Source organism: Pseudoalteromonas sp. CNC9-20, from assembly GCF_022347875.1.
Classification (GTDB): Bacteria; Pseudomonadota; Gammaproteobacteria; order Enterobacterales; family Alteromonadaceae; genus Pseudoalteromonas; species Pseudoalteromonas ruthenica.
This window is the reverse complement of the sequence record NZ_JAKRFS010000007.1, coordinates 211,292-230,907: the sequence shown is the minus strand read 5'-3', so window position 1 is coordinate 230,907 and position 19,616 is coordinate 211,292. Positions and strand designations below refer to the sequence as shown.

Below are 19,616 nucleotides of genomic sequence, written 5' to 3'. Positions count from 1 at the left end.
TTGACTCACCCAACTCGTTGAAGTGCTTGTTTGTAAGCAGTCCGCCGTGTCGGTGGATGCGCATTATAGGGAGATTCGATTTCCACGCAACCCCTTTTTTAAAGAAAACTGCAAAAAATGGATCGTTCGCTCAAATTCCGGCCTATATAAACACTTTTACTACGTTATTAACGCTATAATTACCTCATGTTAGGGAGAAAACCGAACTCCCGAACACATTTTCGCCAACTCTATTGTGCTCCGGCAGAGCTCTAGCTAAAGTGGAACAAGATCACCTTAAAGGGATAACTATGACTATACAAAGCTACAAAGGTAAAGCACCGAATATTGATAAGACAGCCTATGTTCATGAGTCAGCTGTGCTGGTTGGAGATATAGAGGTCGCCGAGAACGCAAGTATTTGGCCACTGGTAGCCGCTCGCGGCGATGTAAACTATATGCGCATTGGTAAACGCACTAATATTCAAGATGGTTCGGTATTGCACCTGACGCGCGCCAGCAAAGCGAACCCCGAAGGTTACCCTCTTATTATTGGCGACGATGTCACGGTAGGACACAAGGCCATGCTCCATGGCTGCAAGTTAGGAAACCGTATTCTCGTTGGTATGGGTGCCATTATCATGGACAACGTCACCGTCGAAGATGATGTGATTATCGCCGGTGGCGCGCTTGTTCCCCCGAATAAAACGCTGCAGTCTGGATACTTGTATGTTGGCAGCCCAGCAAAGCAAGCTCGACCACTGAGCGATGACGAACGTACATTTTTGAAAGTATCCGCAGATAATTATGTGCGCTTAAAAGACGAATATCTTAACGAAGTGGTGCCAGTGGTGGAATAACCACTTGGCCCTCGGCGGTAAACTCCTCATCTTCGATAAGTTGCTGCGCGACCTCTTCGTAGTCAAATCTTAATTGCGCAAAGTGTGTAAGCGCATCACTGCGTTCGATATTGTCCATATCTATAGTGCAGGGTATTAGCATGCCATTGGCCATAGCGTAAAAGGTGAGTACACCATTGATGTACTCTACACGGTCTACGAATTGGATAGCTTGATTCATTTTAACTGCCCCTCTCTTAAGGCACGAATGACTGGCTCACAGTCAGGCATAAAGCCACGCCACAAGGCAAATGCATGAGCGGCTTGAGCCACCAGCATACCGAGACCATCAGCACAAAAAACATAACTGTTTATGTCACCTGCCCAGCGCATAAAGCTGGTTGGCTGATCGGCATAGTACATATCATAAGCATACTGGCAGTGTTGCATTACCTTAGTATCAATATCTGGCACCTGACCGTGAACACTGGACGAAGTGGAGTTGATAACAATATCAAAAGGGCCTTCACTTAACTGCGTAAAGCCACAGCCATGAACCGCTACGTTGCTATCTATACGCTCTGCCAACTGCTGTGCTTTACTTGCGGTACGATTAGCGATCGTGAGTGAGCCAATACCACTTTCAATTAAGGGTAACACAGCCCCTTTCGCAGCCCCTCCCGCTCCGAGTAACAATACATGTCTATCGCGCAGCGGACCAAAGGCCCTTTGCAAGTCGCTGACCAAGCCAATGCCGTCGGTGTTGTCGCCCATTAACTTGCCTTGCGGAGTAAGCACTAAGGTATTAACCGCTGCCGCTAATTGCGCGCGTTCAGTTAATGTGTCAGCCAACGCAAAAGCACGCTCTTTAAAAGGTAAAGTGACATTGGCTCCCTTGCCACCGGCGGCGAAAAAGTCAGTCACCGACTGCTCAAAGCTTTCTAACGGTGCTAAAATGCGCTGGTAATCCACCTCTATCCCCTGTTGGCGAGCAAACGCTTGGTGAATAAGGGGAGATTTAGAGTGCTTAATAGGGTTACCAAAAACCGCGTATTTATCCATTATCTTTCCTAATAATTGAGCAGGCTATGAAGCAGTTACTTAAACGCATCCTCAAAAAAGATGCAAATTCATCAACCACCGCTGCCAAAACCGAGCACCCGACCGTGTCACAAACCCCTTATGATATGATTGGAGGTGAGCCAGGGGCCCGTTCTCTAGCTAATCGATTTTACGACATTATGGCTCAAGATGAATACGCAAAACCTTTATATGATATGCATCCCCAGCCATTAGATCGCATTCGTCAGGTGTTTTTTGAGTTTCTCTCTGGCTGGCTCGGTGGGCCTGATTTATTTGTAGAACAATACGGTCACCCGCGCCTAAGACAGCGCCATATGCCCTTTCCTATTGATAAAGACTTACGCGACCAGTGGATGCATTGTATGAACAAAGCGCTTGATCAAGAAATTGACAACCCAGTATTGCGAGAAAACCTGCGCCAATCATTGGCACAGCTTGCTAGTCATATGATAAACCAGCACTAAATATGTTATCTCTATTAGGTTAGGGACAATTTATCCGAAATTAAGCAGTCACCATAAAATAATCCCCAAAGGATTATGTACTAAGGTTGCGTTCAAAATTAACGATATCTACGCCTGGTTTAACTCGGTACAACTGAGCGAACCGGCCTCCTGACCTAACTTTTTCATCCATTTTTTCCAACATATCAGTTGCTTCTATACGCCTGATAATGGTCTTGCGCTGTACAGTTTTGCCTAAAATAGTTTCGATAACAGACTTGAACTGCCCAACGGTAAAGTATTCTGGTAAGCAATATACTGGCACCATTGAATACAAAGCCTTTTGCTTCAACCTCTGCCTTGCCTGTTCTACAATATATTTATGATCAAAGGCCACAGGTAGGCCCTGTAACTCCCCCACACTTGTCCATTTCACATCATCAACTGTTGCTACATGTGCTGATGCGTTTCCCTCTGCGACGAGAGCAAAGTAGACCAGGGTAACACTAAATCCTCGTGGATCGCGACTTACTCCCGAATAGGTATGCAATTGCTCCAAATATTGAGGGGTGATATTAGTCTTTTCTTTTAATTTACGTAATGCGGTCATATCCGCATCATGATCGATATCTATGTCAATAAAGCCACCCGGTAACGCCCATTGACCGGTAAAAGGTTCGCTCGCTCGCTTGACTAACAAAACCTTTAAATCCGCATCTTTTACAGTGAACAACACACTATCAACTGTAAATAGAGGGTTTTTATATTTTCTAATATCGTAACTATCAGCCACTTTCCCATCCACACTAAGATCTTAGCGACAAAATATCTGGTAGCCCCAAAAATTTCAACTAGCAGAGTTAACCGCTCCACTATACTAGTCGCACTTTAGCTCAAAAAATATCTTGCTTGATTTAGGTACGTTTGATAACCTTCTTTGTGTCGGTAGGACACAAAGATTGAAAGGATGCCAAATGAAAGTACTTAGCTATGACTCAGCAGGTAATAAATCACAGCTCAATTATGATAACTTCAGCTTTTCAGGGGGTGAAGAACATATTCGATTCAGCCCAGCCTCATTACTTCATACTGTAAAAATAGAAATATTTGAACGGCTAAACGACTCATCAAAAGTGATCAGGCTAATGATGGCCGTTGATGCTTTAAGAAGAATAACAGCTGAGAGCACGGCTATTGAGCTTGTAATCCCTTATTTTCCCTACGCTCGCCAAGATAGAGTGTGTGTAGAAGGTGAAGCATTGGGTGCCGCTGTTATGGCAAATATCATTAACAGCTTAAACTTTTCAAAAGTAACCATTTGGGATTCACACAGTGATGTCTCACCAGCTCTAATACATCGAGTAACCAATATCGAGCAGGTCGCGTTACTGGGACGGTGTGAAGAGTTAAACAAACGCTTATCTGTGGGTGAACTAACGCTAATCTCTCCTGATGCTGGTGCCAGCAAAAAGACACTTAAGATTTCCGAAAAATTTAATGGAGTGCCCGAAGTAATTCAAGCTCACAAAGTCAGAGATCTCAAAACGGGCGACATAATAAAAACCGAAGTACTAGGCGATGTTAAAGGTAAAAATGTACTGATCGCAGATGATATCTGTGATGGTGGGAGAACCTTTATTGAATTAGCGAAAGTACTCAAGAATGAAGGGGCTTTAGAAGTGTCTTTGTTCATTACCCATGGAATTTTTTCCAAAGGACTCGATGTGTTTGAGGGGCTGATCGATCACATCTATACAACCGACTCCTTTAGACCCGCGAATGAGTTTAAAAGTAACAGCGATATAAATTTACAAATAATTGAGATGTAGGGACAACACCATGACTATTACAGCTGCAAGTATGCAAAAGGATGTTTATAAAGAGTTTCATAGTCGCGCTTACCACCCTAGTGTAACCGAAGTATATGCAAATTATACTTCTAGAAGTGGCAAGCTAAGCAACATAACAGACAATGACAAGGTAGCTTTTGTTGGCTTGCAATATTTTATAAAGAGCTACCTGTTAGAAGAGTGGAACGAGTTTTTTAAACAAGATAAAGCAGTTGCTGTAGCAACTCATAAGCGAATTATGAGCTCAATGCTTGGCTATTCTGTTGATGTTACATACCTAGAAGATCTTCATGATTTAGGGTATTTACCACTCAAAATCAAAGCACTGCCAGAAGGAACACTGGTTCCTTATTTAGTACCCCCCATCACAATAGTTAATACAAAACCGGGTTTTCAATGGCTGACCAATATGATCGAAACCGTGTTAAGTTGCGAGAATTGGCCAATTCAAACAAGCGCAACTACTTCTGTTGCCTATTTCAAAGTATTTAAAGAGTTTGCAACTAAAACGGGATTACCCGCTGATTTTGTGCCATTTCAAGGCCATGATTTCAGCTTTAGGGGAATGTTTGGCAAGCATGCAGCTGCCATGAGTGGCTTTGGCCATTTAGCATCAGGGTTAGTTGGCACAGATACTATTCCCGCAGTTTTATTCGCAGAGAAATACTACGGTGCAAATGTTGATAAAGAACTAGTTGGCTGCTCAGTAGATGCAACAGAACACTCGGTAACTTGCTCTTGGATTATGGAGGGAGAAATTGAGTTTTTTAAATACCTAATGAAAGAACAATCCCCAAAAGGAATACTAAGCGTAGTGTCTGATACATGGGACTTCTGGACTTTAGTCACTGATTATCTCCCACAATTAAAAGACGATATTATGATGCGGGACGGTACGTTAGTTATTCGTCCTGACTCAGGAGACCCTGTAAAAATACTCACAGGATACAAAGTTTCCCCTGTCTCAGATTACAGTGAGCTATTTCAGAACCAGAGCGAGGCTGAAAAAGAAGCAATTTCGCAAGGGTATGAGGCCTACAGGTTTAATGGTGAATACTTTGGATTAGAAAATAATTCGACCATTAGGCTCATGGAGTGCGAAGTTAAAGGCTTGATAGAGTGCCTCTGGGACATTTTTGGTGGCACGACTACGGCTCAAGGATACAAGTTGTTGGATGATCATATTGGCGCAATTTACGGGGACGCAATCACCCTAAGTCGTCAGCGTCAGATACTACAACGACTCATGGACAAAGGCTTCGCATCAAAGGTTGTTTTAGGTATTGGTTCATATAGCTACCAATACGTAACTCGAGATACACATGGCTCGGCAGTTAAAGCCACAAGTGTAGTAAAGGATGGTCAACGTTTAGCCATCTTCAAAGACCCTAAAACAGACGCTAAAAAGAAATCATCGAAAGGGTTGTTAAAGGTAGAACGTATTGATGGTGAACTAACCCTATTTGATAACGTATCAGAACAAGAGGAGCAACAAGGACTTTTAGACGTTGTTTTTGAAGATGGTAAGTTATTAAAAGAGACAACCCTTGACGAAATCAGAGCCTTAATAGCTCAACAGGTTTAGCGGTTTTAGGTTGGACAACAGTTAACAAACACTATCACTATCTACTTATGGTAAGAACATGAACGTGCTTTATCAGGGCTGTCATGTTCTTACCAACTTGATGAATCTATCAACCTCGTGAAATCATCTATTTTTCACTCATATCTAGCCAGTCCTGTGGCTTTAAGTAATGCTCGTATAGTTTCGCCTCAGCAGTGCCTGGGGCGGGAGTATAGTCATATTCCCACCTCGCCAGTGGTGGCATAGACATGAGAATAGACTCTGTGCGGCCACCGCTTTGCAAGCCAAATAAAGTGCCTCGGTCCCAGACTAAATTGAACTCTACATAACGACCGCGACGATAAAGCTGAAATTGGCGCTGCTGTTCGTCATAGTCAGTGTCTTTTCGCTTACTGACTATCGGCAGATAAGCATCTAAATAGCCATTACCCACCGCCTGCATAAAGGCAAAACTTTTTTCGAATCCCCATTCATTCAGATCATCAAAAAATAATCCGCCAACACCTCGAGTTTCATCACGATGTTTCAAATAGAAGTAATCATCACACCACTTCTTATATTTTGGATACACATCCTCCCCGAATGGATCGCATAAATCTTTAGCAACCTGATGCCAATGCTCTACATCTTCACGTTCAGGGTAAAAAGGTGTTAAATCAAATCCACCACCAAACCACCAAATAGGCTGCTCGCCCTCTTTTTCAGCGATAAAAAAGCGTACGTTGGCATGGCTGGTTGGGATATGCGGGTTTTTCGGATGAATAACCAATGAGACACCACATGCATGAAAACTTCGTCCAGCAAGCTCAGGCCGATGTGCTGTTGCTGATGCCGGCATTGACGCACCAAACACGTGAGAAAAATTGACACCGCCTTGTTCGATAATAGCGCCGTCACGAATAACGCGCGTACGTCCGCCACCGCCCTCTTCTCGCTGCCAAGCATCTTCTACAAACTGTGCCTTGCCATCAGCCTGCTCTAGACCAGCGCAGATCTCATCCTGCAACGCTTTAAGGTATTCTTTCACTTGTGCTAAAAGTTGTGATGCCATGATTAACCTCGAAACGTTTGCCCGCTGAGGGCGTCTTTTATGGTGCTGGGCTGTTGCTGGCCACCTAAGGGTTCATCAACATAGCAACCCACTTGTTCGGCAAACGCCGCTTTCGCAGCCGCAATTGAGCTAACCGGCTGCTCGCCACTTAAGTTGGCACTCGTTGACACTAAAGGGCCACCAAAGGCTTGGCATAAACGCTTCACAGTTGGGTGATTGGTCACTCGCACCGCTATGCTATCAAACTTGCCAGTAAGCCATTTTGGCGTATCAGCGGCAGCCGGCATCACCCAAGTGACAGGGCCTGGCCACTGCGAAAAGATATCAGCGCGCTTATCCATAGGAATTTTGTGATCGGCCACATAAGGCAGTAACTGACCGTAATTATCGGCAATAAGAATTAAACCCTTCTCAACCGGACGCTGCTTAATAGCCAATAGCTTTTCTACTGCCTGTTGGTTCATTGGGTCGCAACCCAGCCCGTACACGGCCTCTGTTGGGTAAAGAATAACCTCACCCTGTTGTAAGCTTTCTACAACCGGGTCTACTGTGATTGGCTCTGACACCTTCTAACTCTCCACATTCTCAGCTTGTTTATGCCCACAGGACTTTTGCGGACATTGTAACACAGGTCCCCCAGCAAGATTACGCTTGACCATGACCGGCCAATCACACTGAGGGCAAGCATGAGCCACGGGCTCATAGTTCAAGCTGTATTTGCATTTGGGGTAAGCATCGCAAGAGTAAAAAGTTTTACCATATTTATTACTACGTTTAGTTAAACGACCATCATGACACTTTGGGCAGGTTACTAGGTTTTGCTCTGGCTGCTGTTGCTTTTGATCGGCGATGTAATGGCACTGAGGGAAATTGGTACAACCGATAAACATGCCAAAGCGGCCGTTTTTCACCGCTAAAGGCGAATCACACTCAGGACAGGGATTATCGTCTAATACCTTAAGTACGGCTGTGTCATGTTGGTGCAAAGGACGAATGAAGTCACACTTCGGGTAGGCTGCGCACCCTAAAAAAGGACCGTTCTTAGAGTGCCGCATCACCAACTCACAACCACACTGGGGACATACCTCGTATTCTTTCTCTAGAGCATGTTGATTAGCATTAAATAACGAATGGTCGATCTTGCTCACGCACTACTCGCACTTTGGTGAATTTGCGCCCAATATACTGACCCCAACACAGAGATCAAGCTTAATGCAGTGTTGGGTTCGGGTCATCGAAAATTAAATCTTCCATTTGTGCATAAGCCTGCTCCTGCCCAGGCACACTTAACAACACCATCAGCACCACCCACTTCAAATCGTCCAGTGCAATTTGCTCTTGGTCCAGTGCTACAGCGCGATCGATAACCATCTCTCGAGTTGTGCTATTTATAACGCCAATTTGCTCTAGGAACATCAAAAAGCCTTGGCACTGAGTATCAAGTTTCATACTTTCGTATTCGGTATAGATACGGCATGCTCCAGTTGGGGCATTATGCAAATAAGGGCGCTCATCGCTATATTGCAACTGAGCTAACTGCTCCAACCAATCCAGTGCTTTAAATATTTCGCTGTTGTTGAACCCCGCTTTACGTAATTCGTCGGTGAGTACGTTCTCTTCGACAAAAATTTCACTCTCGCTGTGAATATAGTTTTCAAACAAATACATTAGGATATCAAACATGTTACCCGCCCCCTGTTTTTACATAGCCCTCTGAGGTGCTCTCTATTAGCCCCTCCAGCTCTAAATCGACTAGTTGCGTCAGTAGTTCTGTAATGGGTACTTCGGCACTACTAGCAATGTCATCAACGCAAGTAGGCTCGTAACCAATATGACGAAGTATGCTGTTTTCATCCTCACGGTAAGTAGGTTCACTCTTTATATATAGACCGTTTTGCGCAGAAAAACCTAACTCGAGCAATACATCTTTTGCCGATTCGACCAAGGCCGCGCCCTCTTTTATTAGCTTATGGCAGCCTTTGGAATAGGGATTATTAATCGAGCCCGGTATAGCCATCACCTCTCGGTTGTAGTCCGCAGCCAGTTCGGCCGTGATCAATGAGCCACTCTTACGCTCAGCCTCAACCACTAAAGTGGCGACCGATAAGCCAGCTATAATGCGATTGCGTCTAGGAAAATGCATAGCCCGAGCCGGAGTTGTGGGCACAAACTCACTGACTAACAGACCCTTTGCCAAAATATCATCACGTAAGGCTTTATTGCGGCGGGGATAACAAATATCAACACCGGTGCCAAGCACAGCTACAGTTTGACCTGTCGCCATCAGTGCCCCCTGATGAGACATGGCGTCTACGCCCATTGCCATGCCTGAAGTGATTATTAGCCCCGCAGCACTCAATTGCTGGGCTATTTCTTGGGCACATCGCTTCCCAGCAAGCGAAGCACTGCGACTGCCGACCATCGCGATTTGTGGTAGTTTGAGAAGCTGGGTATTGCCTCTGCAAAACAGTAATAGCGGTGGATCGGGTAACTCAGCTAACAGCTCGGGGTAAGCAGACGTACCCAAGGCTATAACATCAATACCTTGATGTTTGAATGCTTGAATCTTGCGCTTGTAGTTAGCAATATTAAGCGCTGAAAGGGCTCCAATGATGTTGGCTTTTACGCCGTAGCATTGCAAACACTCAGGCTCCGTAACCATGCGGGCTAACGGTACATGCATAAGCAACTTATTGACATCGCGGCAGCTAAGTCCACGAACATAGAGCAAAGCCAGTAATGCGGCTTGATGGAAATGTAAATCGGCCTCTGACGAGGCCGATGATAACGGTAACTGTTGTGCCATGCTCCCTCCTTGAGCACAACCCAACGCAGTGTACGATCAGCTGTTACTAATTAACACTGACTACATCGCCAACGCGAATTGGGCGTAGCGTTTTTGTGACAATGGCATAGCTCACTCTATCTTGTACTTTCAGTACCATAAGCTCGCCGACTTTCTCTTTCGGCATATGCCACGTGGTGTTGTCACCATCCTCTTCGAAATTAAAGGACTCTTCAATGTTAGACGCAACTTTCTCGTAAGTGCTCGCGTCTTCTTTATAACTTGGCCCATCGTGACCATCAACTACGGTGGGTGACTGTCGACGAATATCAAACATATGCCCTGCTTTCACTTCGTCTGTCAGGCCACGATTGAGTACCACGATGTCCATCTTGCTGAATTCACGCAGCTCATTGGTTGACGCAATAATTTCGCCATCAATTTCCTTGTCAGGGCGACGCATTTTAAAGAACGCAGGCAAGCTTTGCCCTTCGCTGACGGGCAGTAAGAAGTCACCAGCATTAATTTCACGCTTCACATCGTTAACAAACACAGAGGCTGGTACACCGTTATCGAAGTCTCCCGAGCGGAACGCACGCGCAGTGGCAACGAGCTTCACCTCGTAGCCAAGCACTTCTTCTGTTTGTGGGTCAATGTAAGGGTCATCTTTGTGGTAAATAGCGTAGTTACGGTTACGTTCTAAATCGCCTTTAACGTAAAGAATGTGGCCTTTAGTTGGGCGCTTAACGTTCTCGTTAGCACCTAACACATAGGGCTGAGCCGCTATTTGCTCTTCACTTAGCGCCTGTTCATAGGTTAAAAATGGACGCAATAGCTCTAAAGAAATAGTTGGAATAGCGCTATCACTCTTCATGGTTTTGCGACCATGGGGAGTTAGTTTCTGATAGTTTTCTGGACGCTCCATCACTAAGCGAGGTCGACCCTGAGCGTCATACACAAGGTATAACGTATCACCCGGATATATAAGGTGAGGGTTATCAATTTGTGGATTCATTTGCCACAGCTCTGGCCATAACCAAGGCTTGTCCAAATAAATAGCAGAGATATCCCATAACGTATCTCCCTTTTCTACCACATACTGCTCAGGGGCATTTTCTTTTACCGTTAGAACATCTGCTAATGATGGAAAAGCAGCCGCAAGTGCTAATACGGCAGCCGATAGCTGTTTTATCATTGTAATGAGCTTCCTCAAGCTTGTTTTATTATAATTATTACCCAATAACCTGTTAAAGGTGCACACGAATGGCTAAAATAAAAACATAACACAATACCCGATATTTAGCACAATTTTTAATAAGGTAGCTATGGCACTTTTAGAAGTACTTCGATTCCCTGATGAACGTTTGCGCACAGTCGCTCAACCAGTAACCGATATTAACGATGATGTTCGCACCATCGTCAAAGACATGTTAGAGACCATGTACGATGAAAATGGTATTGGTCTTGCGGCCACCCAGGTTGATATTCATCAGCGTATCGTCGTCATCGATGTTTCCGACGAGCGCGACCAGCCGTTGGTTCTTATTAATCCTGAGATTACTCATAAAGACGGCTCCACGGTCAGTGAAGAGGGTTGTCTATCCGTTCCAAACTCCTATGCGAAGGTTGATCGCGCTGAAACGGTGACTGTAAAAGCCCTGAATGAACAAGGTGAAGAGTTTAGCCTTGACGCCGACGGTTTACTGGCCATTTGCATTCAACATGAATTAGACCACCTACTAGGTAAGCTATTCATTGATTACTTATCTCCTTTGAAGCGCCAACGTATTCGCAAGAAGCTTGAAAAAGAAGCGCGTCTTGCCGCAAAAGCTCAGTAACAAGGATAAACAGTGACTCAAGCTCTTCGCATCGTATTTGCCGGTACGCCGGATTTTGCCGCCCGCCATTTGCAGGCACTTATTGACTCAGAACATGAGGTGGTTGGCGTGTACAGCCAGCCTGATCGCCCCGCAGGTAGAGGAAAAAAGCTCAAGGCCAGTGAGGTTAAAACGCTTGCTTTAGAGCATAACTTACCTGTTTATCAGCCAACTTCTCTAAAAGACGAGCAGGCACAACAGCAACTTGCAGAGCTAAACGCCGACGTTATGGTGGTAGTTGCTTACGGGTTGTTATTGCCAAAAGCGATTTTAACAACCCCCAGATTGGGTTGCCTCAATGTCCACGGCTCCATTTTACCTCGCTGGCGAGGCGCAGCCCCTATTCAGCGCGCTATCTGGGCTGGCGATAAGGAAACGGGCATCACTATTATGCAAATGGATGAAGGTCTTGATACTGGCGATATGCTGAGTATTGCTCGTTGCCCTATCGCAGCTGATGAAACCTCAGCTTCATTGTACGCCAAGCTTGCGCAGCTAGGCCCTTCAGCGTTAATTGATACCTTAGCCAAGCTCTCTACCATAGAGCCAGAGCCCCAAGACGATGCTCAAGCAAACTACGCTAAAAAATTATCTAAAGAAGAGGCGGAGTTAGACTGGCAGCTTGATGCCGAGCAATTAGCTCGCAACGTGAGAGCCTTTAACCCATGGCCTATTTGTTTTACCAAGATGCAAGGCAATACCGTCAAGGTATGGCAAGCCGACGTTGTTACCGAGCAAGGTGCACCAGGGCAAATATTGCGGGCCGATAAAAACGGTATTGTGGTCGCCTGCACCAACCATGCTCTGTGCATTACCGAGCTTCAACCACCAGGTAAAAAACCTATGTCCGCCCAAGACTTTTTAAACGGCCGAGCCGATTGGGTCAGTGTGGGTAGCACCTTGGCACATATTGCAGGCGAAACCCATGAGTAATGTTCGCGCCCAAGCGGCGCACACACTTTATCACGTCGTCGATCGCGGGGTTTCTCTCTCGGCAGCTCTGCCCCGCTACAGCCGGGACCTCAATCCAAAAGATAAGGCCTTGATGCAGCAAATTTGTTATGGCGTCTTACGCTACCTGCCAAGCCTAGAGTTTTATTGTCAGCAACTGCTGGATGAGCCCCTCAAAGGGAAGCGTCGTGTCTATCAATTTTTACTCTATGTTGGCCTGTATCAATTAATACATATGCGTGTTCCCGAGCATGCCGCAGTGGGTGAAACCGTTAATGCACTCAAAGCGATGCGCGCACCAGGCCTGAAAGGCCTAGTTAACGCCGTATTACGGAATTTTCAGCGCCAACGCGATGAGCTCGAAGCCGCAGCAACACAGATCGATGCTTGTAAATATAATCACCCAGGCTGGTTATTAAAAAAACTTAAGCGCGACTACCCAGAGCATTGGCACACCATTGTTGCCCAAAACCAGGCGCAAGCGCCCATGTGGTTACGCGTGAATCAACGTCAGTATACTTGCGAGCAATATGCGCACCTGCTCAGCAAACAAGGTATCGAGTACAGTCAATTTGCCGATTACCAAGACGCAATAAAGCTTAAAAAAGCAGTGGATGTGCAGAAACTACCAGAATTTTTCGCAGGGGCAAGCTCTGTCCAAGATGCAGCTGCTCAGCAAGCCGCGAGGCTGCTTGGCGCACAAGATGGTGAATATGTGCTCGACGCCTGCGCCGCACCGGGCGGCAAAACCTGTCACATACTTGAGTTGGCCGACGCAAAAGTGATGGCACTTGACTGTGATGCTGAACGCCTAGACAAAGTGCGCGCTAACTTACAGCGATTACAGCTTGATGCCGAACTTGTTTGCGCCCAAGCACAAGACACTGAGTCATGGTGGCAAGGTCAGCAATTTGATCGCATTTTATTGGATGTTCCCTGCTCAGCAACAGGGGTGATACGCCGTCATCCTGATATTAAATGGTTAAGACGACACTCTGATATTGACGAGCTCGCTAAGCTACAGGGACAAATCCTTGATGCTATTTGGCCATTATTGAAGCCGGGCGGAACTTTACTTTATGCAACTTGTTCGGTGCTATCAGAAGAAAATCAAGAGCAGATGAAAGCCTTCTTCACACGCCATCGTGATGCTCAGCATAGCCCACTGCACGAGCAAGACTCTATAGCTCAACCAGGGTGGCAATTATTACCTGGCGACACCGATGGCTTCTATTACGCAAAAATAATAAAACAGTGATATAGCAATGAAAATTATCATCTTAGGCGCGGGGCAAGTCGGCGGAACACTGGCTGAAAACCTTGTCGGCGAGCAGAACGAAATCACCGTTGTCGACATTGATGGCGATCGCTTGCGCGAGCTACAGGACAAATATGACCTGCAAGGAGTCACTGGGCACAGTGCTCACCCCGATATTTTGCGCAAGGCCGGCGCTGAAGATGCTGATATGATTATTGCCGTCACCAGCTCCGATGAAGTCAATATGGTGGCCTGCCAAGTGGCCTACAGTATTTTTAATACCCCCACCAAGATTGCCCGTATTCGCTCGGAGCAATACCTGCGCTATCGTCAGCAGTTGTTCCATAATGACGATTTGCCGGTGGACCACTATATCGCTCCTGAGCAACTTGTTACCAAGTACATCCGCCGCCTTATTGATTATCCGGGCGCCTTACAAGTGCTGCAATTTGCCGATGGCAAGTTGTCTCTGGTCGCAGTCAAAGCCTACTATGGCGGTTTACTCGTTGGTTATGCGCTATCAGCATTGAAAGAACACATTCCCAATGTAGAGACTCGTGTTGCTGCAATTTACCGCCAAGGCAAGGCTATCAAACCCTTGGGCACCACGGTGATTGAAGCCGACGATGAGATCTTCTTTATTGCCGCAACCAAGCATATTCGTGCGGTAATGAGTGAACTGCAAAAGCTTGAGCGTTCTTATAAGAAGATCATGATCGCCGGTGGCGGTAACATTGGTGCTGGCTTGGCCCGCTCGTTGGAAAAGAACCATAGCGTTAAGCTGCTGGAGCGTAACCCACAACGAGCTGAGCAACTATCTGAAATGCTCGATGATACTGTGGTTTTTTGTGGTGATGCGTCTGATCAGGAGTTGCTCTCAGAAGAGCATATTGAGCAAGTCGATGTATTCATTGCGGTGACCAATGACGACGAAGCCAATATTATGTCAGCGATGTTGGCAAAACGTATGGGGGCGCAAAAAACCATGGTGCTCATTCAACGTGGCGCCTATGTTGACTTGGTGCAAGGCGGCGAAATTGACATCGCTATTTCACCACAGCAAGCGACCATTTCAGCCCTGCTGACTCACGTAAGACGCGGTGACATCGTCAATGTTTACTCGTTACGTAAAGGCGCGGCAGAGGCAATTGAAGCCGTAGCCCATGGTGATGAGAACACCTCTAAAGTGGTAGGCAGAGCTATCTCTGAAATTAAACTACCTGCAGGGACCACTATTGGCGCTATCGTGCGCAATGATGACGTGCTGATAGCCCATGATGATACAGTGATCCAAAGTGGTGACCATGTCATTATGTTCTTGATAGATAAAAAACACATTCATGTGGTTGAGAAACTCTTCCAGGTCAGCGCAATGTTTCTGTAATACATAAAAAAGCAGCCTTAGTGGGTGGACTAAGACTGCTTTTGCGTTGCTCTAATGGGTCTGGGTATTTACTCAGCGTGAGCAAATTCTTCCTTAGATAGCTCGCCATTTCCATCAATATCAAGCTCATCAAATTTAGTTAGAATCGCTGCATCTGCACTTGCCTCTTCCTTGCTGATGCTGCCATTACCGTCGACATCCAATGTATCAAAAGTAGAACCTGCGATAGCTGTTGCAGAAGAAGCCAAAATCGCCATAGCAAGTAGTGTGTTAGTCGTTTTCATCACGCTCTCCTCTTAGTTGGCGTTAAATTACTCGGCTTTTGCGAATTCTTTTTCGCTCAGCTCACCGTCTTTATTGGCGTCCAAATCCTTGAACTGCTGCATTAGCTCTGGATACTTAGACGCTTCTTCCATGCTGATAGCGCCATTGCTATCTACGTCTACACTGTTAAAGTCCATATCCAATGCGAATGCTGATGATGCGCTTACTAAACCTACGATAGCGACTGCTTTTGTTGAATTTTTCATAATGTATCCTCTTTACTGTGTGGTGTTGTCCGGTGTTGCGCAGTCGTTACTGCGCTTTAGCAAATTCTTGCTCAGATAACTCACCGTTCATGTCAGTATCCAAGTCTTTAAATTGACTCATAAGCTCAGGATACTTAGACGCCTCTTCCATACTGATAGCGCCGTTGCCGTCGGCATCGATAGTGTTGAAATCTGCATCCAATGCGAAAGCTGAAGATGCGCCTACAAGTGCCATTAATGCGACTGTGTGTTTCATGGTTTTCATAACTTGCTCCTTACCTTGTTTGGTAAATAATTGGGTTACTCGGCTTTTTCGAACTCTGCTTTTGAGAGCTCACCGTTGCCATCTGTATCGAGTTGTTCGAACTGCTCCATTAGAGCGGCATCGACAGAGGCCTCTTGAACACTGATAGCGCCATTGCCGTCGGCATCAAGTGCGTTAAAATCTGCTGCAAATACAGCGCTTGATGCAGCTAAAGTGACAAATGCGATTGTTGACGTCATACCTTTCATAACAAATCCCTCTTAATGGAAATAAAGTGCGTGAGAAAGAGCGAATAGCGCTTAAGCTTGCTCGAACTCTTCTTTTGAAAGCTCACCGTTACCATCGGTATCTAGCTTGTCGAAGTGCTTGCTAAGCTCTGCATCCACTGCTGCTTCTTGCTTGCTGATAGCGCCATTGCCGTCTGCATCTAAAGTAGAGAAATCTGCTGCAAACGCTGCGCTTGAAGCTGCTAAAGTGATAAGTGCTAAAGTTGAAGTCATGCGTTTCATAATAAGTACCCTTCTGGACTAAAAACTAAAATCTGAAATTGATGTTTAAACTAAGCGCTTAAGCTTGTTCAAACTCTTCTTTTGAAAGCTCACCGTTACCATCGGTATCTAGCTTGTCGAAGTGCTTGCTAAGCTCTGCATCCACTGCTGCTTCTTGCTTGCTGATAGCGCCATTGCCGTCTGCATCTAAAGTAGAGAAATCTGCTGCAAATGCTGCGCTTGAAGCTGCTAAAGTGATAAGTGCTAAAGTTGAAGTCATGCGTTTCATAATCAATATCCTTCTTTACTTGTTGAAATCTGTGTCAGTAACGTTCTGTGCTAATTGCTACTGCGTTTTAAACTCACCCTGACTATTACAAGTCCGGTGCCAACATTAAAAAAGCATTATTTATCATGGAGATATATGTAAATCAGGGGAGTTAAGAGCCTTTACACCATGTTTTTCTGTTGCTCTTTTGCGACACAGTTCAGGCTTAAAAGATAATATCTATATTTTTCAATAGGTTATTTTGCAACTTCTCACCTTGAATTCAGCCAATTACCTGCCTGGATTGCGCTGAAGGTGACTTTTAACTGAATGAAAGTGTAATGCCATCATTCTCATAAATTATTTTTTGTGTTTATTTATATAAAATTCAACGACTTATAATTTAAATAGCTATTTGTAAGGGGATTTTTATTGAGCCCCTACTGCACACCAAGCGCTGTGTTGCTTTTTAGCAACAACGCATCTTTGGTTCAGTAAAGAGATGGAATTTAGGACAAAAAGAAATACAGAAGAGATAATAAACAATTGAGTGCCTACGCTAGGCATCCACGCCTCAACGCCACTCAACGAGTGACGTTAAGTCACTGCCACGCGATAGAAAAGGGAGAGCATGGTGGCAGGAATTCATCCTGAAGCGACGCCCGGCTCAGGCATCCACGCCTTCGCGTTCGGCCCTCAACGAGTGACGTTAAGTCACTGCCACGCGATAGAAAAGGGTAGCATGGTGACCGGAGTTCATCCTGAAGCGACGCCCGGCTCAGGCATCCACGCCTTCGCGTTCGGCCCTCAACGAGTGACGTTAAGTCACTCGCAGTCGCAAGCGACCGTGCCTCACCCACGCCAGAATGTTGGGGTAAACAGCACGAGGAGAGTGAATATCTCTAACCGGCCAAAGACCATTGCCAATGTCAGGATCCACTTTGCGCTATCACTAATGTCACCATAGTGAGCGGCTACTTCACCCAGCCCTGGACCCAGGTTATTAAGGCAGGCTGCGGTCGCCGAGAAGGCAGTGATATTATCTAGCCCCGTCCCCATCAGGCTGATCATAATAATTACAAACACCAAGGCATAAGCAGAGAAAAAGCCCCATACCGCCTCCACAACCTTATCTGGCAGGGCTTTACGACCTAGCTTAATCGAATAGATGGCACGCGGGTGGACCAAACGGTTAAGCTCTCGGATACCTTGTAAGTACAATAAAAACACCCTCACTACTTTCATTCCCCCGCCTGTGGAGCCCGCACAGCCACCAATAAAACTGGAAAAAATCAGCAGCATAGGTAGAAACAGCGGCCAAGCGGAGAAGTTATCGGTCGCAAAACCAGCGGTGGTACTGATGGAAACGGCCTGAAACATCGCCTGGTCGAGCGTTTCATCACCATTAGCGTAAATGTTATTAGAGGAAAGCACTGCGAAACAGATAATGATGAGTGCCACTTGGATCAGAAAAAACGCTTTAAACTCAGGGTCGCGCAAATAAACTTTGCCACTACGACTGGCCACCGCTGCGTAGTGCAATGAAAAGTTGATTGCCGCAATTAGCAAAAACACCACACAGATCAGGTTAATCACGGGGCTATCAAAGTGCCCCATTGACGCATCATAGGTAGAGAAACCACCAATGGCTATGGTTGAAAAGGCATGACAAATCGCATCAAACCAATTCATTCCCGCAACCCAATAAGCCAGCGTGCAAGTTAAGGTAAGCGAGACATAGATATACCACAGGTGTTTTGCCGTATCGGCAATTCGTGGTGTCATTTTTGAATCTTTCACCGGCCCTGGCGTCTCAGCACGGTACAGCTGCATCCCACCCACGCCAAGCATAGGGAGCACGGCAACGGCAAGTACGATGATCCCCATACCGCCCAGCCATTGTAATTGCTGGCGATAGAAAAGCACCGACTTAGGTAAATATTCTATGCCTGTAAGTACAGTCGCACCGGTAGTGGTCAGCCCAGAAAACGCCTCAAACACGGCGTCTGCCATTGATAACTTGGGTGCATCTAGAAAAATCAGCGGTAAAGATGCGAACGAGCCCAGCACCAGCCAAAACAATACCACAATTAAAAAGCCTTCCCGAGCCTTTAAATCTCCATGCTCATTACGGTTGGGGTAGTAGGCAATTAAGCCAGCAATGACGCTAAAGACAAAAGCGAGAATAAAAGGTAAACCGCCACCATCTTTGTATATTAGTGAGACCAAGGCTGGCGGCACCATAGTGATGCTGAATAACGCCACCAGCTGGCCCAGTATTTTTATTATCGTGCGGTATTGCATCTAGCGCATCGCCGTGACTTTTGTTTGCATGTTATTGTCTTACTGTTTTATTTTTAACTCAACAGTACCGTGGCTTAAATCAAAGATATCTTTTATCGCTGCATCGCTTTGGCGCTCATCAATACATATCTGCCAACGAATGGCGCTATCATATTGCTTCTCAATATCAAGGACTTGATAGTGAGTTTGCAACCTTTGCTCTATGACTCCCTGTAGAGCATAGTCACTGTCGCCAATGAGTACCACACTAGGCACCTTAACCTGGGTAACTAGTTGCGCCAGCGCGTTATTAAGCGTACCGCCATAGGCACGAACCAACCCACCGGTCCCAAGCTTAATACCACCGAAGTAACGCGTTGTCACAGCACAAATTTCGCCAAGGCCACTGCCTTGGAGCACATTCAGCATTGGTTTGCCAGCAGTCCCATTGGGCTCGCCATCATCAGAAAAGCCATACACATGGCTGCCTCCTGGAGCCCCTGCTACATGAGCCCAGCAATTATGGCGGGCGTCGGGGTAACGGCGATTAATATCGGCGATAAAGTCTTTTGCCGCACTAATATCCGGCGTGTGCGCCACATGCACAATAAAGGTGCTCTTTTTGATTTCTTCTTCGTAACTTAAGGGCTCACTAGGGTATGAGTATTCAGACATAACGGCAGGATCATTGATAGCA

25 protein-coding genes are annotated in these 19,616 nt (G+C 45.9%); 8 read left to right on the top strand and 17 right to left on the bottom strand.

Going from position 1 to position 19,616, the window contains the following annotated elements; translation table 11 throughout:
• The first annotated feature begins 290 nt into the window (after positions 1–290).
• The gene (locus MHM89_RS17470) at positions 291–839 is read left to right on the top strand and encodes a gamma carbonic anhydrase family protein (protein ID WP_239409360.1); all 549 of its coding nucleotides are present in this window, start codon (positions 291–293) and stop codon (positions 837–839) included.
• Here MHM89_RS17470 and MHM89_RS17465 read toward each other — a convergent pair.
• Together MHM89_RS17465 and aroE are read right to left on the bottom strand one after the other, a co-directional pair.
• Positions 811–1,059 carry a DUF1488 family protein gene (locus MHM89_RS17465; protein WP_022946925.1) on the bottom strand — a complete coding sequence of 83 codons (249 nt, stop codon included), beginning with the start codon at positions 1,057–1,059 and terminating at the stop codon, positions 811–813. The genes MHM89_RS17470 and MHM89_RS17465 overlap by 29 nt on opposite strands.
• Complete coding sequence (gene aroE, locus MHM89_RS17460) at positions 1,056–1,880, bottom strand: shikimate dehydrogenase (protein ID WP_239409359.1); 825 nt, start codon at positions 1,878–1,880, stop codon at positions 1,056–1,058. Before aroE ends, MHM89_RS17465 begins: the two co-directional genes overlap by 4 nt.
• Positions 1,881–1,906: 26 nt before the next feature.
• On the opposite strand from aroE, the gene MHM89_RS17455 reads away from it, so the two are divergent.
• The gene (locus MHM89_RS17455) at positions 1,907–2,365 is read left to right on the top strand and encodes a group II truncated hemoglobin (RefSeq protein ID WP_151172248.1); all 459 of its coding nucleotides are present in this window, start codon (positions 1,907–1,909) and stop codon (positions 2,363–2,365) included.
• Between the two features lie 73 nt (positions 2,366–2,438).
• Here the strand turns inward: MHM89_RS17455 and MHM89_RS17450 are convergent, their stop codons facing one another.
• Positions 2,439–3,137 (bottom strand): NUDIX domain-containing protein, encoded by a 699-nt coding sequence (locus MHM89_RS17450; protein WP_239409358.1) that lies wholly within the window; start codon positions 3,135–3,137, stop codon positions 2,439–2,441.
• 181 nt (positions 3,138–3,318) lie between these two features.
• Here MHM89_RS17450 and prs point away from each other — a divergent pair, with 181 nt between their 5' ends.
• Positions 3,319–4,173 (top strand): ribose-phosphate diphosphokinase, encoded by an 855-nt coding sequence (gene prs / locus MHM89_RS17445; RefSeq protein WP_239409357.1) that lies wholly within the window; start codon positions 3,319–3,321, stop codon positions 4,171–4,173.
• A gap of 10 nt (positions 4,174–4,183) precedes the next feature.
• Positions 4,184–5,779 carry a nicotinate phosphoribosyltransferase gene (locus MHM89_RS17440; RefSeq protein ID WP_239409356.1) on the top strand — a complete coding sequence of 532 codons (1,596 nt, stop codon included), beginning with the start codon at positions 4,184–4,186 and terminating at the stop codon, positions 5,777–5,779.
• A gap of 127 nt (positions 5,780–5,906) precedes the next feature.
• Here the strand turns inward: MHM89_RS17440 and hemF are convergent, their stop codons facing one another.
• The 6 genes from hemF to MHM89_RS17410 all read right to left on the bottom strand — a co-directional run bounded on the left by hemF (position 5,907) and on the right by MHM89_RS17410 (position 10,810).
• Complete coding sequence (hemF, locus tag MHM89_RS17435) at positions 5,907–6,830, bottom strand: oxygen-dependent coproporphyrinogen oxidase (protein WP_239409355.1); 924 nt, start codon at positions 6,828–6,830, stop codon at positions 5,907–5,909.
• Positions 6,831–6,832: 2 nt separating this feature from the next.
• Entirely contained in the window at positions 6,833–7,396 is a 564-nt protein-coding gene (locus MHM89_RS17430) for an L-threonylcarbamoyladenylate synthase (protein ID WP_022946921.1), read from the bottom strand.
• A gap of 3 nt (positions 7,397–7,399) precedes the next feature.
• A complete protein-coding gene (locus MHM89_RS17425) occupies positions 7,400–7,978 on the bottom strand; it encodes a topoisomerase DNA-binding C4 zinc finger domain-containing protein (protein WP_022946920.1) in 579 nt (192 codons plus the stop codon).
• Between the two features lie 61 nt (positions 7,979–8,039).
• The gene (locus MHM89_RS17420) at positions 8,040–8,513 is read right to left on the bottom strand and encodes a DUF494 family protein (RefSeq protein WP_045980674.1); all 474 of its coding nucleotides are present in this window, start codon (positions 8,511–8,513) and stop codon (positions 8,040–8,042) included.
• Position 8,514: 1 nt separating this feature from the next.
• Complete coding sequence (dprA, locus tag MHM89_RS17415) at positions 8,515–9,636, bottom strand: DNA-processing protein DprA (RefSeq protein WP_239409354.1); 1,122 nt, start codon at positions 9,634–9,636, stop codon at positions 8,515–8,517.
• A 46-nt stretch (positions 9,637–9,682) separates the two neighbouring features.
• Positions 9,683–10,810 carry a LysM peptidoglycan-binding domain-containing protein gene (locus tag MHM89_RS17410; protein ID WP_239409353.1) on the bottom strand — a complete coding sequence of 376 codons (1,128 nt, stop codon included), beginning with the start codon at positions 10,808–10,810 and terminating at the stop codon, positions 9,683–9,685.
• Positions 10,811–10,940: 130 nt separating this feature from the next.
• Between MHM89_RS17410 and def the strand changes: the two genes are divergently transcribed.
• From def to trkA, 4 genes are read left to right on the top strand one after another with little or no spacing between them, the layout of a single operon-like run.
• On the top strand, positions 10,941–11,453 hold the full coding sequence (def, locus tag MHM89_RS17405; RefSeq protein ID WP_022946916.1) for a peptide deformylase: 513 nt from the start codon (positions 10,941–10,943) through the stop codon (positions 11,451–11,453).
• Between the two features lie 12 nt (positions 11,454–11,465).
• Positions 11,466–12,425: a methionyl-tRNA formyltransferase gene (gene fmt / locus MHM89_RS17400; protein WP_022946915.1), complete on the top strand. Its 960-nt coding sequence runs from the start codon at positions 11,466–11,468 to the stop codon at positions 12,423–12,425.
• On the top strand, positions 12,418–13,701 hold the full coding sequence (gene rsmB / locus MHM89_RS17395; RefSeq protein WP_239409352.1) for a 16S rRNA (cytosine(967)-C(5))-methyltransferase RsmB: 1,284 nt from the start codon (positions 12,418–12,420) through the stop codon (positions 13,699–13,701). The genes fmt and rsmB overlap by 8 nt, the downstream gene beginning before the upstream one ends.
• A 7-nt stretch (positions 13,702–13,708) precedes the next feature.
• Positions 13,709–15,085: a Trk system potassium transporter TrkA gene (gene trkA / locus MHM89_RS17390; protein WP_022946913.1), complete on the top strand. Its 1,377-nt coding sequence runs from the start codon at positions 13,709–13,711 to the stop codon at positions 15,083–15,085.
• Between the two features lie 68 nt (positions 15,086–15,153).
• Here the strand turns inward: trkA and MHM89_RS17385 are convergent, their stop codons facing one another.
• From MHM89_RS17385 to MHM89_RS17350, 8 genes are all read right to left on the bottom strand, one after another.
• Positions 15,154–15,369 carry an EF-hand domain-containing protein gene (locus tag MHM89_RS17385; RefSeq protein ID WP_022946912.1) on the bottom strand — a complete coding sequence of 72 codons (216 nt, stop codon included), beginning with the start codon at positions 15,367–15,369 and terminating at the stop codon, positions 15,154–15,156.
• 27 nt (positions 15,370–15,396) lie between these two features.
• The gene (locus MHM89_RS17380; protein WP_022946911.1) at positions 15,397–15,615 is read right to left on the bottom strand and encodes a calmodulin; all 219 of its coding nucleotides are present in this window, start codon (positions 15,613–15,615) and stop codon (positions 15,397–15,399) included.
• Between the two features lie 46 nt (positions 15,616–15,661).
• On the bottom strand, positions 15,662–15,880 hold the full coding sequence (locus MHM89_RS17375) for a calmodulin (RefSeq protein ID WP_022946910.1): 219 nt from the start codon (positions 15,878–15,880) through the stop codon (positions 15,662–15,664).
• A 35-nt stretch (positions 15,881–15,915) separates the two neighbouring features.
• Positions 15,916–16,128 (bottom strand): calmodulin, encoded by a 213-nt coding sequence (locus MHM89_RS17370; protein ID WP_239409351.1) that lies wholly within the window; start codon positions 16,126–16,128, stop codon positions 15,916–15,918.
• Between the two features lie 51 nt (positions 16,129–16,179).
• A complete protein-coding gene (locus tag MHM89_RS17365; protein WP_022946908.1) occupies positions 16,180–16,389 on the bottom strand; it encodes an EF-hand domain-containing protein in 210 nt (69 codons plus the stop codon).
• Positions 16,390–16,447: 58 nt separating this feature from the next.
• Entirely contained in the window at positions 16,448–16,657 is a 210-nt protein-coding gene (locus MHM89_RS17360) for an EF-hand domain-containing protein (protein ID WP_022946908.1), read from the bottom strand.
• An 831-nt stretch (positions 16,658–17,488) separates the two neighbouring features.
• Positions 17,489–18,940, bottom strand: a complete 1,452-nt coding sequence (locus MHM89_RS17355) for a TrkH family potassium uptake protein (protein ID WP_022944859.1) — start codon at positions 18,938–18,940, stop codon at positions 17,489–17,491.
• A gap of 39 nt (positions 18,941–18,979) precedes the next feature.
• Complete coding sequence (locus tag MHM89_RS17350; RefSeq protein WP_138588048.1) at positions 18,980–19,594, bottom strand: YigZ family protein; 615 nt, start codon at positions 19,592–19,594, stop codon at positions 18,980–18,982.
• Between the last annotated feature and the right edge of the window lie 22 nt (positions 19,595–19,616).